This window comes from Paenibacillus sp. FSL E2-0201 (genome assembly GCF_037963325.1).
Classification (GTDB): Bacteria; Bacillota; Bacilli; order Paenibacillales; family Paenibacillaceae; genus Paenibacillus_AQ.
The window spans coordinates 1,701,996-1,718,359 of the sequence record NZ_CP150154.1; the positions used below are offsets into that span (position 1 = coordinate 1,701,996).

Genomic DNA, 16,364 nt, shown 5'->3' on the forward strand with positions numbered 1-16,364 from the left:
GCCTACATACGCTCCTTTCGTTTAACTGCAGTGAAAAGGATCGTAGGAATAAGTAAATAAATGCATGAGCTGATCCAGATTTGAATGTTCAGTAACATATTTTGACCCGGAACCGTTTGCCATAACCATTGATCCATTAAGATGATGCTTATCAAAATGACGAGCCAGCTCGACCAAAATCCAATCCGAGTCGTGCGTTCTTTCATTTTTCTCATAAAGATTCTTCCGGCTCCATAAAAACATAACAGAAGAATTGATATGTCAAACACATAATTAAACATATGGAAAGAGATAAGGATGTAATCGATTCGTTCTAAACCGCTCGTTTGAATGTAGCTTCCCATATATCCTATCGGAAAATCGATCTTGCGTAAGTAATACGAACCGTAAAATAATACCGAAGCAACGAACAATAATAAATATTCCATGATCGATAGCATGTTTCCAATGACCAGATATTTCGATATTTTTTTATTGGAGCTTAACCATGGAACCATAAAAACCAAATATACCGGACCGGAAAATGCCGACCAAATAAACAACAAACCTTGCCATGATTGTCCTGACCATTCGGTGGGTATGAGAGGATACAAATCGTGGTAATTTGCATCCGGTTGAAAGAAAAAAGGAATAAACATGACTGAGATCCAAGCCCCGCAAAGAAAGGCGATGACGACAAAACGCAATGTATTCTCCATTCCATGTGAAGCCACATATAAGCTGATCAAAAGAATGATTAAGATCAGCCATCTTTTATCCATAGATGGAAAAATAAAATTATGAAGCATTTCAACGTATCCCAGTGTGATGATTGAAATTTTTAATAATATTAGCAAAAATCCAAGTATTGCGAAAACTTGAACCGTCCTTTTCCCGAAAAGCTGTAAAAATCCTTGATAGCCTTTCGCTGCATAACTGGAAGTAAACCATTTGGACATCATCATCAAATTAAGGTGGGACAGTAGCCCCATTGCGACAATTCCCCAAACCATATACGGATGAACTAAATAAACCGGCATGATTAAAATAAAATAATGCATTTGCATGCGATTGACTAAGAGAAGGAAATAGATACCGCCAAGGGTGGAAGTTCGATTATATAAGGATAAACTCTTCACTTCTTCATCTCCTGTCGCCATTTCCGTAGTGGTTTTAGATAGTTCGGACGCGTTTTCATCCAAATTAAAGGTCCGCGGATAAAGAGGTCATTCCAATCCTTTCCATAAAATGGAGCGATCGGTGCTAAATAAGGTTGACCTAATGACGTTAACGCATGGAGATGTGCAAGAATCCCGATTAGCCCGATCACGATTCCCGGCAACCCAAGAAACGATGCAAGGATAAGAAGAAGAATTTGTAACAGCACCATGGATTTTGTCACTTGATAATTGGGAACTAAAAAGAAAGCAATAGCGGATATACCCATCAACACTATCAATACTTTACTTGCAAAGCCTGCTTCTACAGCAGCTTGTCCTATGACGATACCACCGATAACCCCTAACGTTTGACTGGTTTTGGTCGGCATTCGCAAACTTGCTTCTTTGATGATTTCCAGCGTTACGATCATGAAAAGTCCTTCCGTAAACGGAGTAAAGGGCAATTTGCTTCTCGATTCCAATAATACGAAAAGAATCGGCAGCGGAATCATTTGGTAATGAAATGTCGTTAACGCAACATAAAAAGGAATCATCGTCAAAGAAACAATAAAACTTCCGTACCGGATTAAACGTAAAAAACTGGCTACCGGCCAACGAAGGAAGTAGTCTTCCAGCGATTGGATTAGATGGAAAAAAGTAATGGGAGCAATTAAGGCGAACGGTGAATTGGAAACCAATAGCGTCAGCTTTCCCTCACCTAAGGCGTAGGCACAGGCATCCGGCCGATCCGTTTGTAGAAATTGCGGAAAGACCGTATGGTTATGATCTTCAATAAAAGCTGCAAGCTGAGAGGAGTCTAAAAATTGATCGAAATCCACACTTTCAATTTTCTTTCTTGCAAGGGAAACAAATTCTGGATTAGTTAATCCGTCTATGTACAGTAACACAACTTTTGTTTTACTCAGTGAACCGATAGTAAAGCTTTCCGTTTTTAATGTCGTTATAGGCAAACGTCTGCGCAACATTGTAATGTTTTTATCGATTTGTTCACTGAAGCTGTCTTTCGCTCCATATATAACCGTTTCCGTTTGAGAAGGTTCAACTGCCCGACCAAGAGGGTTTTCTAGTTGGACGCCTAACCACTGATCGTTGACTGAATCGTTTAGAAGAATAAATCCTTGCATTATTTTTTGCTCAGCATCTTCGAACGATAGAACTTCCGAAACTTTGGCATTGGTTATGCATGAAGAAAGCGAATTGCAAGCAGAACGATGAAGTGGTTGAATAATCGTCTCGTTTAAACGCTCTGGATCGATTAACGTTTTTATGTATAAAAGATGAACTGAGGCACTGGTACCTATTTTGTGCTCAATAATTTCGGCATCATCCATATGGTTTAATTTCTGTTTTAGTTCATCAAGCCATGTGGACATTTGATGAATTTTCATTTGGGGGTCGTATTGTTCCATTATAGTCTTCTTCTCCATCCTTAAAGTAATCAAAATATGTCGTATTATCTTGCTCAGCAATCGAAAAATTATACAACCGGCATGGAGAAATCGACAAAATTAAAATTAGTTACCTGGTAACATTTGTAGAAACGGAAGGTTACTTTGCTCAATTGCTAGTCTGGACTCTTCAAACTGGCATGAACGAAAAACGCGACATGTTCATGAAAGTTGCGAGTACGTTTAAAGAGGTTCAATAATCCAACCATTTCTGCAGACTGAAGAAGACCCTGACACCACAGACGTGGAGTTCAGGGTCATTTTTATGCATCACTTGATTTTTGCTGTTAGAGTGATAAGGGGAACTTTATCATAAGTAGGGAGAAAACTTTTGGGTTTTACCACTTTTCGTTCTGTCGTCTATGCCACTGTTATGTCTACAGGTAATAGATGAACCTTGTGTAGATTAATTCCCATTCTGTGTATTCTTTTTGTTTATAATCAAAATTGCACTTGCGAATGTACCAATTAATAAGAAGATACCAATCAATAATGTTACATTTTGCATACCGGAATTAGGATATATTGCTACTTTATTTCATTATACTTATGGACATCTTCCGTACCACTATCCAAGGCGGTCTTGTAGTAGAAGCATTTATGTTCTATGACTTCCATCGTTTTTTTTAATTCTTCCATCTGTGCTTCTACGGAAGCTTTCCGCTCCAGGAACATGTCATATCTTTGCTGTAAGGTGGAATCCCCCTCAGAGCACCACTCAATGAAATGTTTTATTTCTTTAATGGGCATCCCGGATGACTTCAGGCATTCAATTACTTTTAAAGCATCCATATCGGATTGTTTAAATATACGTTTACCGCCGGAGGTTCTATCTATAGAAGGGAAAAGACCTTCCTTGTCATAGTAACGCAGGGTATGTGGTGTCATGTTAAAGGACTCTGCCACTTCACTTATAGAGTATGTCTTCATCATCTATCTCCAATCTCAAATATATTTTGTGCTTGACTTAGAGTTAACTTTAAGTAATAACATATGTTTTGTAAAGCTGACGTTATAGATTTTAATATTATCTAGAAGAGAGGTTTCACTATGATAAAAGTTAATGCACGCGCAACATTCAGTCAGGAAGGTCCATTCAAGCTAACCACAATCGAACGCCGAGATCTGCAGCCGCACGATGTTCTTATTGAGATTAAATACGCTGGCATCTGTCACTCGGACATTCATACTGCCCGCGGGGAGTGGGGACCGGTCAACTATCCACTGGTTCCGGGACATGAGATCGCCGGAATTGTCAGCCAGATTGGTTCTGGAGTCACAAAGTACTCAGTGGGCGATCGGGTAGGGGTAGGTTGTATGGTTGACTCTTGTGGAGAGTGCAGTAATTGCCATAAAGGTGAGGAACAATATTGCCTGAGTGGAAATACGGGCACCTATGGAGCTATCGACCGGTATGGGCAATATACGCAAGGTGGCTATTCCACCCATATCGTCGTAACCGAAGATTTTGTGGTTCGAATCCCTGACAGTATTCCGCTTGACGCCGCTGCACCGCTTCTGTGTGCAGGGATCACCACCTATTCACCTCTGCGTCATTGGGGAGCCGCTCCCGGCAAAAAAGTAGCTGTAGTGGGTCTTGGCGGGCTTGGACATATGGCTGTGAAGATTGCTCATGCCATGGGAGCTGAGGTTACTGTTTTATCACAGTCACTAAAGAAGAAGGAAGATGGATTGCAGTTAGGGGCAGATCATTATTATGCCACTAGCGATCCGGAGACATTTAAACAGCTTTCCGGCTCGTTCGATCTAATCGTAAATACTGTAAGCGCGCAGATTAATATCGATGCCTATCTTTCGCTCTTGGCGCTGGATGGTACATTAGTCAATGTCGGTGCGCCTGCTGACCCCTTGGCAGTTAACGTATTCTCGCTGATCGGCCACCGCCGCTCGTTTGCCGGATCGATGATTGGAGGAATCCGTGAAACGCAGGAAATGCTTAATTTCTGCGCTGAACATAATATTGCATCTGAAATCGAAGTCATTTCTGCTGACCGGATTGATGAAGCCTGGGAGCGTGTGCTTGCTTCAGATGTCCGTTACCGGTTTGTCATCGACATTAGCACAATGGGGAACGAATAAGAGACGTCCTCTTTGTTGACATCACATCATGCATTGGCTTGATTAATGCCATAAAGAGCTATCGTCCCGATAAAGGGAGTAGACTGGTCTTATGAAGTCTAACCAAAATAAAGAACCCAAGCGATTGAATTTCAATCGCTTGGGTTCTTTGAATTCATCAACTGATATTAGGTGTAGATTCTCTTATGATGAGTTTGGTATAAATATGAGAAACCTGATAGGGTTGCTTCGGATCATTAATTCGGGAGAGCAGCATTTCGGCCGCTTTGACACCCATCTCATTACTATAAATATGAACTGTAGTGAGATGGGGTTCTACAATGCTTGATTCAGGACCGTTATCAAAACCACTAATGACGATGTCGTTAGGAATGGAAAGCTTATTTTTTAGTGACTTCATAAAGGAAACCGCAATATAATCGTTAGCACACACGAAAGCAGAAGGCAGCTCATCGATTTGACTTAGTCTAGTATCTGCCCACTCCGGACTTGAGAAAAATAGTCGATCGTCATCGAGAATGCATTGCGAGAGATCAAGCTGAATCCCGGATTCTATCAGAGCGCGATTAAAGCCCACCCATCTTTCATTAAAACTCCTACAGTGATTATAATCCCCGATGAACCCCAGTGATGTGTAACCGCCATCAATTAACTTTTTAGTAAGTTGATAGGTACTATGTTCGTTCTCCATTAGAAGGACATCTGCTTGGAATTCAGGATAACAGACATGTGCAGAGCAGTCGATGAAAATAGTTGGAATACCTAGACTTGTAATTAGCTTAGTATATTCCGAATTGAATAGCTCAATGCAAATAATTCCGTCTACATTGGAGACATCAAAATTATTTGGTAGAGACAGGGACTCCTGATCAACGTCTCTTATAATGTGCATAGATAAATTATATCCTTCTGCACTGATTCTTTTTTCCATGCCACTGATCAGTTTCGATCCAAAATGGGAAGTGTTCGGTAAGTTTTCTGTTAATAAAGCAATGTTTCCAGAGTTTCTTGATAGAGTACTCTCAGTGTCCATAAAAGCAAACTGTTTATATTTTAACTCTATCGCTTTCTTTATTACTTTGTTTCTGGTTTCATCGGGTATACCGTTCGTTCCATTTAAAGCTTTGGAAGCTGTATTTCTGGAGATTCCTAAAGCGTCTGCGATGTCTTGTATAGTTACTTTTTCCCTGGCCATCTATGTAATTCACCTCTATATTCTTGTTCTTGATATCCGCCACAAATCGTGTACTATTTTCCATTATTCCAACTCTCTTTAATGTATATTAGTTTGCCTAAAATAGCAACATGATTTTTACAAATGCACAATTTAGTTTACGTTTTATTTGATATAAAGTGTGCAAAAAGATAGTGATATTTTCATTATATTGAGAATTTGGTGAGATTAAAGGATGTAATCCTATTTAAATTGGCTGTATTTGTAATTATGTAAAATAATTAACGCCATTTATGAACAAAATAATTTGTCATATGCACATAAATATTTTTACAAAATGTATTGACGAACGATTAAGTGTTTGGTAAATTGTAAAAGCAGCAGGACATAATTGAGATTGAAAGCCCTTACTGCATCAAGATGTAAACATTGATAAGAACGGAGGTAAAGGCATTGCATAACCCAATAGAAGCCGAACACGGAATAACGGTGACGCGACATAAGAGTTCCTTAATGGATTATCTAAAGAAGCACTACTTTCTTTATATTTTGCTCGCACCAGCTGTTATTCTGACCCTAATTTTTAAATACGGTCCTATGTATGGTGCGATTATCGCCTTTAAAGATTTCAGCCCAATCAAAGGTATTATGGGGAGTGAATGGGTAGGTTTGTACAACTTCGAGAAATTCCTTTCTTCCCCCAATTTCGAAGTGATCTTTATGAATACGCTTAAATTAAGTTTCTTCGGATTAATTCTGAGTTTTCCAATTCCGATTCTTCTTGCCTTGATGTTGAATCAAATTCGCCGTGCAGGCGTCAAAAAGAACATTCAATTGTTCTTGTATGCACCTAACTTTATTTCTGTTGTCGTTGTGGTCGGGATGTTGTTTATCTTCTTGTCCCCAACGGGACCGATTAACCAGTTTTTTACCTGGCTTACCGGTGAACCAATTATGTTTATGTCTCGTCCTGAGTACTTCCGTTCGATCTACATTTTATCCGATATTTGGACCGGAGCCGGTTGGGCATCCATTATTTATGTAGCAGCGCTTGCTAATGTCGATCCTGAGTTACATAATGCAGCCAATCTCGACGGCGCTAATCTTCTACAAAGAATACGCCATATCGATCTGCCAACCATTCGTCCAATTATGGCTATCGTATTTATCCTTGCAGCTGGTGGGATTATGTCAATTGGCTTCGAGAAAGCCTACCTCATGCAAACGGCGATGAACTTGCCAACCTCAGAAATCATTCCGACTTACGTTTATAAAATTGGTTTGCAGTCGGGCGATTATGCCTATTCAGCCGCAGTAGGATTGTTTAACTCTATCATCAACATCGTCTTGCTCCTCACAGTTAACTTCACCGTGAAGAAACTGAATGAGGGTGACGGTCTTTACTAAGAAAGGAGCAACAAGCTATGCCTATTAAACATTCCGGATTAGATCGCTTTATCGTCGTGCTGAACGCGATCTTCCTGACACTGGCTGTACTTATCATCGTACTTCCTTTGATTTATGTAGTGATTGCTTCTTTTATGGATCCATCTGTGCTGCTCAGTAAAGGATTATCATTCAATCTTTCGGACTGGTCATTAGAAGGGTATAAGAAAATTCTTTCTAATCCGGCCATGATCCGAGGTTTTGGAAACTCTGTTTTATACTCTGTTTCATTTGCTATGATTACCGTTCTCGTCTCAATCTGTGCCGGTTACGCACTGTCCGATGACAGGCTCAAAGGAAAAGGGTTTTTCATGACCTTGTTTATTATCACCATGTTCTTTGGGGGTGGACTCATACCTACATATCTACTCGTTAAGAACCTTGGTCTGCTTGATACAGTATGGGCGGTGATCATTCCAGGGGCGGTCAATGTTTGGAACATCATTCTCTCTAGAACTTTCTTCAAAGGAGTTCCGAATGAAATGAAGGAAGCCGCTAATGTAGACGGAGCTTCGGAGATGCGGATTTTCTTCAGTGTCGTATTACCGCTCTCCAAACCGATTGTTTTTGTGCTCGCTCTTTATGCCTTTGTTGGCCAGTGGAATTCCTACTTTGACGCTATGATCTATTTAGATAATCCGAATCTTCATCCACTGCAGCTCGTGTTGCGTTCCATCTTGATCCAGAATCAGGTAGATCCGGGCATGATCAGCGACCAACTCGCCATGGCGGAAATGAAGCGATTGTCTGAAATCATCAAGTATGCTGCCATTGTTGTTTCCAGTTTGCCACTCATTGTTATGTATCCGTTCTTCCAGAAGTACTTTGAAAAAGGTGTTATGGTCGGTTCCCTTAAGTAGGAAACAGGCTGCACATAGATAAAGATTAATTCATTCATATCTAATTTGGAGGTCATACCCTATGAAAAGAATTAAGAAATCAAGAGTTTCGACGAAAGCAGCTTCTGTAACTGTACTTGCTTCACTTATGTTCCTTAGTGCATGCGGTGGAGGAGGAGGGGGAAGTGCAGCTAGTAAAGAACAGGACGCCAGCGGTAAAGTAACTTTGAACTTTATTACGCAAAGCTCTCCACTTGCCCCAACTGATCCAAATGAAAAACTGATTAATAAACGTCTTGAAGAAAAGACGAATGTTCATATTAATTGGAAGAATTTTACTAAAGACGTATTTGTTGAAAAAAGAAACTTGGCTGTGGCAAGTGGTGATCTTCCTGATGCTATTTTTAATGCGGACTACAGTGACTATGAGCTGCTCAAGCTTGCTAAAGATGGTGCCATCGTCCCGCTGAATGATCTCATCGAGAATAATATGCCAAACTTCAAAAAGGTGCTGGAAGAAGCAACGGAATATAAGTCTATGATTACGGCACCAGATGGTAATATTTATGCGTTTCCATGGATTGAAGAGCTGGGTAGCGGTAAAGAAAGAATCCAGGCGGTAGATAGTATGCCTTGGATCAATGTGGAATGGCTTAAGAAGCTTGGCCTTGATATGCCTAAAACAACAGAAGAATTAAAGGAAGTATTAATTGCATTCAAGACAAAAGACCCAAATGGCAACGGTAAGGCTGACGAAATTCCATTGTCCTTTATTAACAAGCCGGGAGCAGAAGATCTGGCATTCCTATTTGCTTCGTTTGGATTGGGTGAGAACCCTGACCATGCGGTTGTGAGCAATGATGGGAAAGTGATATTTACGGCGGCACAAGAAGATTACAAGGAAGCAGTTTCTTTTATTAACGAGCTGTATAAAGAAGGACTCATTGATATTGAAGCCTACACGCAAGACTGGAGTACTTACCTTGCAAAAGGAAAGGATCAGAAATACGGACTTTACTTCTCATGGGATAAGGCAAACATCACCGGAGATAATGACAGCTACGAAGTTATGCCTCCACTTGCTGGACCTGATGGAGAAGTTAACGTAACAAGAACGAACGCGCTTGGTTTGGGAAGAGGGAAGATGGTTGTCACAAGCGCCAATAAGAACTTGGAAACGACAGCGAAGTGGGTTGATCAACTCTTCGATCCGATTCAATCTGTACAGAACAACTGGGGGACGTATGGAGATGATAAGCAGCAGAATATTTTCGAATTTGATAAAGAAAAAGGAATGCTGAAACATTTGCCATTGGAGGGTGCAGCTCCTGTAGAACTACGTGAGAAAACAAGTGTGGGTGGTCCCTTAGCTATCCTTGATTCCTATTATGGAAAATACACAACCATGCCGGATGATGCCAAAAGCAGAATGGACATTATCAAGAATATCATGGCGCCAAATATGAAAGCAGAAAACGTAATGCCAAGTGTATTCCACTCTATTCAAGAGCTTGATCGCCTTACGACAATTGAAACGGATCTTTTTGCCTACGTGCTTAGAATGCGCACGGAATGGTACCAAAACGGTAAAGTCGAAGCGCAATGGGATGAATACCTGAAAGAATTGGATCGTCTGGGCTTGCAAGAATGGCTTCAAATTAAACAAGGCGGATATGATAGAGCAACCCAATAACAAATGATTAATATTGTGGGGTGAAGGCCGTGTTCCATGCAGTTACACTGCTATACACGACCTTCATCTATATAAAGAGAGATGATCTTAGAGCTAAGATCTTATTACGGGAGTAAAGGAGAAAACAATAATGTCTACGATTGCGAAACAAAATTACCGAGGTGTGTATCATTTTTCCCCAAAGGAAAAGTGGATGAACGATCCAAACGGAATGGTTTATTTTGAGGGTGAATATCATTTGTTCTTTCAGCACCATCCGGGTGGAATGACCATGGGAGCTATGCACTGGGGCCATGCGGTTAGCAAGGATCTTGTTACATGGGAGGAACTGCCTATCGCTCTCGCTCCAGATGAATTAGGTATGATTTTTTCCGGCAGTGCTGTAGTTGATTGGAATAATACGACTGGATTTTTTGAAGGTAAACCAGGTTTAGTAGCGATTTTTACGCATCATTTGGATATGCCTGAAGGCAAGCCAGCCATTCAGCGTCAAAGCTTGGCCTACAGTAAAGATAAAGGAAGAACCTGGACGAAATATGAAGGAAACCCGGTACTTGAACATGATACATTCATTGATTTCCGTGACCCCAAAGTATTTTGGAATCAAGATACGAATCAATGGGTGATGATTGTAGCTTGTGGTCAAACGGTGTGTTTATATCATTCTCCTGATCTAATTAACTGGACATATGCCAGCGAATTTGGTAACGGAATCGGTTCTCATGACGGGGTATGGGAATGCCCAGACTTGTTCCCACTTGCTATTGATGGCGATCATTCGAACACGAAATGGGTGATGCTTGTGAGCATCGGTGCGGATCCTGCTTTTGTGGAAGGGTCAAGAACTCAGTATTTCACAGGGGATTTTGATGGAGAAGTGTTCACGCCAGATGAAGATTCGATAAAAGTTCGCTGGATTGATTATGGAAGAGATAATTATGCAGGTGTAAGCTGGTCTGATATACCGGCTGAAGATGGAAGACGACTATTTATCGGCTGGATGAGCAACTGGATGTATGCTAACAAGACGCCGGCAGAAGAATTCCGCGGCGCGATGACGATTGCAAGGGAGCTTCAACTCGAATCAAGACAAGGGGAGATCTTTCTTGTGCAGAAGCCGGTACAAGAGTTGGAATCTGCTCGTGTACAAGTCCTTTCTGTGAAAGAGGCAACGGTGCAAGAAATCAATACTCTTCTTAAGGAGATTCACTTGGAATCTTATGAGATTATAGCTGAGTTCACTCGAGGTAAATCTGTAGGCTTCAAAGTAAGAGTAGGTGCGGATAGTCAAACAATAATCGGTATTAACGGTGAGACAGAGGAGCTTTATGTAGATCGGATGGCTTCAGGTCAGCATGATTTCCACGAACATTTCGTAGGACATCATTCAGCCAAGCTCGAAGCGCTTGATGAGTCAAATGATCTCCGTATTTATGTGGATCGCTCTTCAGTTGAGGCGTTCAGTAATGGTGGTCAGGCAGTGATTACGGATCTTATATTCCCTGGACTAGAATCTAAAGGTATAGCTGTGTTTGCAGATAATGAGAATGACTTGCTGATTTCCCTGGATATCTATGAGCTTACTCCCTCTGCTGAGCAAGACAAGAATTAGTCATCGAGAGGAGTCGTGTATATGCGTATAGGAGCGATTGAAGCTGGCGGGACGAAGTTTATATGTGGCATTGGGAATGAAAATGGGGAAATTGAAGATCAGATTAGTTTCCCAACAGAACATCCTGAGGTGACGTTGCCCAAAGTTATTCAATATTTTCAAGGTAAGCAAGTAGAAGCTATCGGAATTGGATCGTTCGGTCCGATCGATATACGCCCAGACAGCCCAACGTATGGTTACGTTACTACAACACCAAAGCCAGGGTGGGGAAATTACGATATGCTGGGCACTTTGAAAAGAAACTTTTCGGTTCCTTTTGGATGGGACACGGATGTCAATGCAGCGGCATTTGGTGAAGCCAAATGGGGCGCTGCCCAAGGGTTATCCAGCTGTTTGTACTATACAGTTGGCACGGGTGTTGGTGTGGGAGTGTATTCAGAAGGTAAACTCATTCATGGTCTTGTGCATCCTGAAGGGGGTCATGTTCTTACGAGACGCCATCCTGACGATGTATTCCCAGGGGGATGTCCCTATCATGGGGACTGCCTAGAAGGGATGGCGGCAGGTCCTGCTATTGAAGCAAGGTGGGGGAAGAAGGGCCATGAACTTCCTATGGATCATCTTGCATGGGAAATGGAAGCATTTTATATTGCACAGTCGATTACGGGTGCTATATTGCTTAACTCTCCTCAGAAAATCATTCTGGGTGGTGGTGTTATGCAGCAGTCACAATTGTTTCCACTGATCCGTCAGGCTGTGCTTCAGAACCTGAACGGCTATGTCAGCTCAAGTACTATTTTGGAACACATAGATGAGTATATCGTTCCACCAGGGTTAGGCCAACAGGCGGGATTATGCGGTGCTCTGGCTCTTGGACTCACAGCACTGGAAAGTCAGATTTCTGCTCAATTGTAAAAGAATATATAGAGGAGGTCAGTGCAGTAATGAATTGGCCTCCTTCTTGTTTTTCAATATTAATGATAGAAAATGAGGGCAAAGAAGATGAAAAATAAAGGAAAATTCGCAATATGCTTTCTTATGGCAATAGGACTTGTAATGACTTCAGCAGGCATTTATGTAGCAAATCCAGGGACTGGATGGGCTGCGCTCGCTGAACAGGAGGTAAGCAAACGAGCTAAGGAGGGACTTTCTATTTTTGAAAGCGTAACCAATGCAAAAACGAATTTGACAGGTTGGCAAATAAAAGGAAAAGGTAACTTGGTGGATACTCCTGAAGGAATCTTACTGACTTCCGATCCAAAAGAAAATGTAATGGCAATCTCCGAAACGGTGTCAGAGGATTTTATCTATGAAGCTGACGTCATGATCATGGATATGAAAGCTGACGCGACCTTATTGTTCCGTTCTAATGAAGATGGCTGGGGTTCCTACATGCTCCAAATCGTACCGAATGCAGGTATGATTCGTTTACAAGACGCAAGTGGTAGTGAAGGGAAATTAAAAGTGGAGCGAAAAGTTACAGTCAAGGCAGGCGAAATCTATCATCTCAAGGTGAAAGCAGAGGGTTCATCGCTGAAAATATATTGGGACAATGCATATAAACCTGTGATTGAGGTTCAGGATAACGCGTATCGTACAGGTAGGCTAGGACTCAATGTATGGGATGGTTCTGTTTTGTTCCAAAACATAATCGTAAGTGATCTGAAAGGAAATCTTGGTGCTGTGGTTACAAATCAAGGACAATGGCAGCCTAATATCAGCGGCAAAAAAGGAATGGTAGCAAACCAGAGTAAGTCACTGCAAATATATAACAAACAAGCTGCTGATTTTGTATATGAAGGTAATATATCTCTTCGTCCTGATTCTGTTGCAGCGCTCGCCTTTCGTTCATCGGCTGATGGATCAAAGGGATATGAAGCTGTCCTTACGAAGGAAGGAAATCAGGTCCGTGTAAGCTTGACGAAAGCTAACGGAACAACCATTGCAAGTTCACAGCATACCTATCCAAGTCAGACGGGAGCAAAACATCATGTAGAGATAAAGGCAAATGGAAACAGAATTCAGGTCTTCCTAGACGGATACACCCCGGCTGCAATCTATCTAACAGATAAAACCTACACCGATGGATATGCAGGAATCGTCGTTAAACAAGGAACGGCTTACTTCCAGGATACCTATGTGACGGATGCTAGCAGTTATTATAATGAAAAATATCGTCCTCAATATCACTATACGCCAATTCATGGTTCTGCAAGTGATCCGAATGGACTGGTCTACTTCGAAGGAGAATATCATCTATTCCATCAGGACGGAGGCACATGGGCACATTCTGTCAGTAAAGATATGCTGAACTGGAAGCGGCTTCCGATTGCGCTGCCGTGGAATGATCATGGACATGTCTGGTCTGGATCGGCTGTGGCAGATTTGACGAATGCATCAGGCTTGTTCGGGGATTCAGGAGGTAAGGGGCTAATTGCCTACTACACTTCCTATAATCCCGATGGCCCGAATGGGAATCAGCGTATCGGTCTTGCATACAGCAAGGACCAAGGTCGTACTTGGGAATATTCCAAGGCGCGTCCAATGGTTATCGAGAATCCAGGCGATAATGGAGGGGAGCCCGGAGGTTGGGATTTCCGTGATCCGAAAGTGATTCGTGATAACGACAATAACAGGTGGGTCATGGTTGTATCCGGTGGAGATCATATTCGTTTCTTTACTTCAACGAATCTACTTGATTGGACCCTGACAGATAGTTGGGGATACGGGGATTATGTTCGCGGCGGTGTATGGGAATGTCCAGATTTGCTTCAACTTTCGGTAGACGGAACATCACAGAAGAAATGGGTTCTGATGATTAGTACAGGAGCGAATTCAAAAACAGGCGGATCAGATGCTGAATATTTTGTGGGTCATTTAACAGCGGAAGGTAAATTCGTTAATGATAATCCGGCAGGGAAAGTATTGCGAACAGATTTTGGAAAAGAATTTTACGCATCAATGTCTTTTTCTAACATGCCAGATCATCGCAGCGTAATGATGGCATGGATGACAAATTGGGACTATCCGTTTGCTTTCCCAACTACCAATTGGAAGGGCGTACTGTCAGTCCCAAGAGAGGTTTCATTAGTAACGACTAAAGATGGGCTTCAGCTCGCTCAAAGGCCGATCAAGGAATTGGAATCGCTGCGTATTCAGCTGTATTCTACTGCTAATAAAGTGGTGAGTCCTTCCTCTCAGAACCTACTGAAAGGCGTTACATCTGGTGCATACGAGATTGAAGCTGAAGTAGAAATACCTGCAGGTAGTCAGGTTAATGAGTTCGGGTTTAACGTTCGAGAGAGTGCGAATCAGAAGACTGTTGTGGCATACAAACCGGGCGAGGGCACAATGATCGTAGATCGCTCTGCTTCTGGAGTAACTGATTTTTCTAGCCTTTTTAGCACAAAGCATGAAGCGCCTATGCAAGCAGAGAACAAGCGAATCAAGATGCGTATCCTTGTAGACGAGTCTTCAGTTGAGGTTTTTGGTAATAACGGTACAGTCGTAGTCTCTGACGTCATTTTTCCGGATCCAGCCAGCAGAGCTTTGAGCTTTTACACCAAAGGAGGCAATGTAAAAGTCGTATCTCTAGCAGTTAATCAGTTAGGCTCTGTATGGAATCAGGAGACGGGCTCAGCTACCAAGATAATGATGGATACAAGTGATCGTGAACTGAGCAAGGGGCAAAGCGACACACTCCTGGCGATGGTAGAGAATGGTCCAGGTAATGGGGAACAGCCGCTGAAATGGAATTCCAGTAACAAAGATGTGGTTGGACTAAATGTGGTAGATCCATCACAAGCAACAATTGTAGCCAAAAAAGAAGGCGAGTCTATCATTACCGTCTCTACTCCAAATGGAAAGACATCAGCCAGCGTATTAGTTAAGGTATTCGGTGGTGATTTTCATACGAACTTAAGTGGGTGGACTAAAGATATATCGGCGGCATCCTGGGTCGTTAGTGAAAATGGAATACGGGGAAATTACTCAAGTGATGCAAATTATATCGCAGGGAAACGGGCAGGAAACTTTATTTATGAAGCAGATATGATGCTTGGTAAATCAGGAGGAGCAGGCGCTATGTTGTTCCGTGCCAGCGAAGATGGACGTAGTGGATACTATCTAAATCTGGACCCGAATATGAAGTCCATACGTTTGTTCTATAAAATCGACGGTCGTTTTGAAGATCGCCAGGTTCTGGCGAAAGTTCCGACGTTCATTCAGCCGGGTCAAACCTATAAATTGAAAATTGAGGCGAATGGCCCGCATATTATAATTTATGTGGACGGGCAGAAAGTGATAGACCTGCAGGATGGTACATTTGCAGAAGGCCACTTTGGGTTAAATGTATTTGGCGGATATGCTTCATATCAAAACGTAATCGTGAGCGAAGAAGCGCCTGCTAACCTGAGCACATCCAGTCTTGTAAATGCAGAACTACAGAACTCCATCTATACAGCAAATCTTGCAATTGGTGAAGCTATTACCTTGAAGGATGCAAATGTTGCTACTGATCAGAATTGGGTATTTGTGCCGACAGGAGACGAGGAAGGCTCCTATTCCATTCGTACAACATCCGGTCAGGCACTTGATCTAGACACAGGACAAAATAAAATTCAGTTGTATCATTATCTCGGATATAACAATCAGCGTTGGATTCTTCACAAGAATGATGATGGTACAATAAGTATTATTTCTGCTCATCATAAGAAAGCGCTGGAAATTTCGACGGATGGAATGACGCTGCTTCTAAAAGAGCTTGATCCTACCCTTGATCGACAAAAATGGGTAGTTACGAATTAACATGAGGAAGATAGAAGTAATGGAAGAGCTGCTAAGATTGGCGGCTCTTCTTCTTTATAATTAAAGGTCCTTATTGTTAATCCGAG

At 41.9% G+C, this 16,364-nt stretch carries 11 protein-coding genes; 7 read left to right on the forward strand and 4 right to left on the reverse strand.

The genetic code is table 11. The annotated features are described in order from the left end of the window. Window positions 1–2: 2 nt before the first annotated feature. The 3 genes from NSU15_RS07600 to NSU15_RS07610 form a co-directional block, all read right to left on the reverse strand. Window positions 3–1,139: a GerAB/ArcD/ProY family transporter gene (locus tag NSU15_RS07600; RefSeq protein ID WP_231574066.1), complete on the reverse strand. Its 1,137-nt coding sequence runs from the start codon at window positions 1,137–1,139 to the stop codon at window positions 3–5. Beyond that, window positions 1,115–2,548, reverse strand: a complete 1,434-nt coding sequence (locus NSU15_RS07605; RefSeq protein ID WP_339289796.1) for a spore germination protein — start codon at window positions 2,546–2,548, stop codon at window positions 1,115–1,117. The genes NSU15_RS07600 and NSU15_RS07605 overlap by 25 nt, the downstream gene beginning before the upstream one ends. A 588-nt stretch (window positions 2,549–3,136) precedes the next feature. Continuing rightward, window positions 3,137–3,538 carry a MerR family transcriptional regulator gene (locus NSU15_RS07610; RefSeq protein WP_339291279.1) on the reverse strand — a complete coding sequence of 134 codons (402 nt, stop codon included), beginning with the start codon at window positions 3,536–3,538 and terminating at the stop codon, window positions 3,137–3,139. 120 nt (window positions 3,539–3,658) lie between these two features. On the opposite strand from NSU15_RS07610, the gene NSU15_RS07615 reads away from it, so the two are divergent. Continuing rightward, the gene (locus tag NSU15_RS07615; RefSeq protein ID WP_339289797.1) at window positions 3,659–4,708 is read left to right on the forward strand and encodes an NAD(P)-dependent alcohol dehydrogenase; all 1,050 of its coding nucleotides are present in this window, start codon (window positions 3,659–3,661) and stop codon (window positions 4,706–4,708) included. Window positions 4,709–4,865: 157 nt separating this feature from the next. Here the strand turns inward: NSU15_RS07615 and NSU15_RS07620 are convergent, their stop codons facing one another. Then, complete coding sequence (locus NSU15_RS07620; protein WP_339289798.1) at window positions 4,866–5,903, reverse strand: LacI family DNA-binding transcriptional regulator; 1,038 nt, start codon at window positions 5,901–5,903, stop codon at window positions 4,866–4,868. Between the two features lie 492 nt (window positions 5,904–6,395). On the opposite strand from NSU15_RS07620, the gene NSU15_RS07625 reads away from it, so the two are divergent. The 6 genes from NSU15_RS07625 to NSU15_RS07650 all read left to right on the forward strand — a co-directional run bounded on the left by NSU15_RS07625 (window position 6,396) and on the right by NSU15_RS07650 (window position 16,278). Continuing rightward, entirely contained in the window at window positions 6,396–7,289 is an 894-nt protein-coding gene (locus NSU15_RS07625) for an ABC transporter permease subunit (RefSeq protein WP_081389848.1), read from the forward strand. A gap of 17 nt (window positions 7,290–7,306) precedes the next feature. Continuing rightward, window positions 7,307–8,188 (forward strand): carbohydrate ABC transporter permease, encoded by an 882-nt coding sequence (locus NSU15_RS07630; RefSeq protein WP_042125286.1) that lies wholly within the window; start codon window positions 7,307–7,309, stop codon window positions 8,186–8,188. 61 nt (window positions 8,189–8,249) lie between these two features. Continuing rightward, entirely contained in the window at window positions 8,250–9,860 is a 1,611-nt protein-coding gene (locus tag NSU15_RS07635) for an ABC transporter substrate-binding protein (RefSeq protein ID WP_042125289.1), read from the forward strand. Window positions 9,861–9,990: 130 nt separating this feature from the next. After that, on the forward strand, window positions 9,991–11,472 hold the full coding sequence (locus NSU15_RS07640) for a glycoside hydrolase family 32 protein (RefSeq protein ID WP_339289799.1): 1,482 nt from the start codon (window positions 9,991–9,993) through the stop codon (window positions 11,470–11,472). 21 nt (window positions 11,473–11,493) lie between these two features. Continuing rightward, window positions 11,494–12,387 (forward strand): ROK family protein, encoded by an 894-nt coding sequence (locus NSU15_RS07645; RefSeq protein WP_042125294.1) that lies wholly within the window; start codon window positions 11,494–11,496, stop codon window positions 12,385–12,387. 123 nt (window positions 12,388–12,510) lie between these two features. Beyond that, on the forward strand, window positions 12,511–16,278 hold the full coding sequence (locus tag NSU15_RS07650) for a GH32 C-terminal domain-containing protein (protein WP_339289800.1): 3,768 nt from the start codon (window positions 12,511–12,513) through the stop codon (window positions 16,276–16,278). Window positions 16,279–16,364 lie beyond the last annotated feature (86 nt).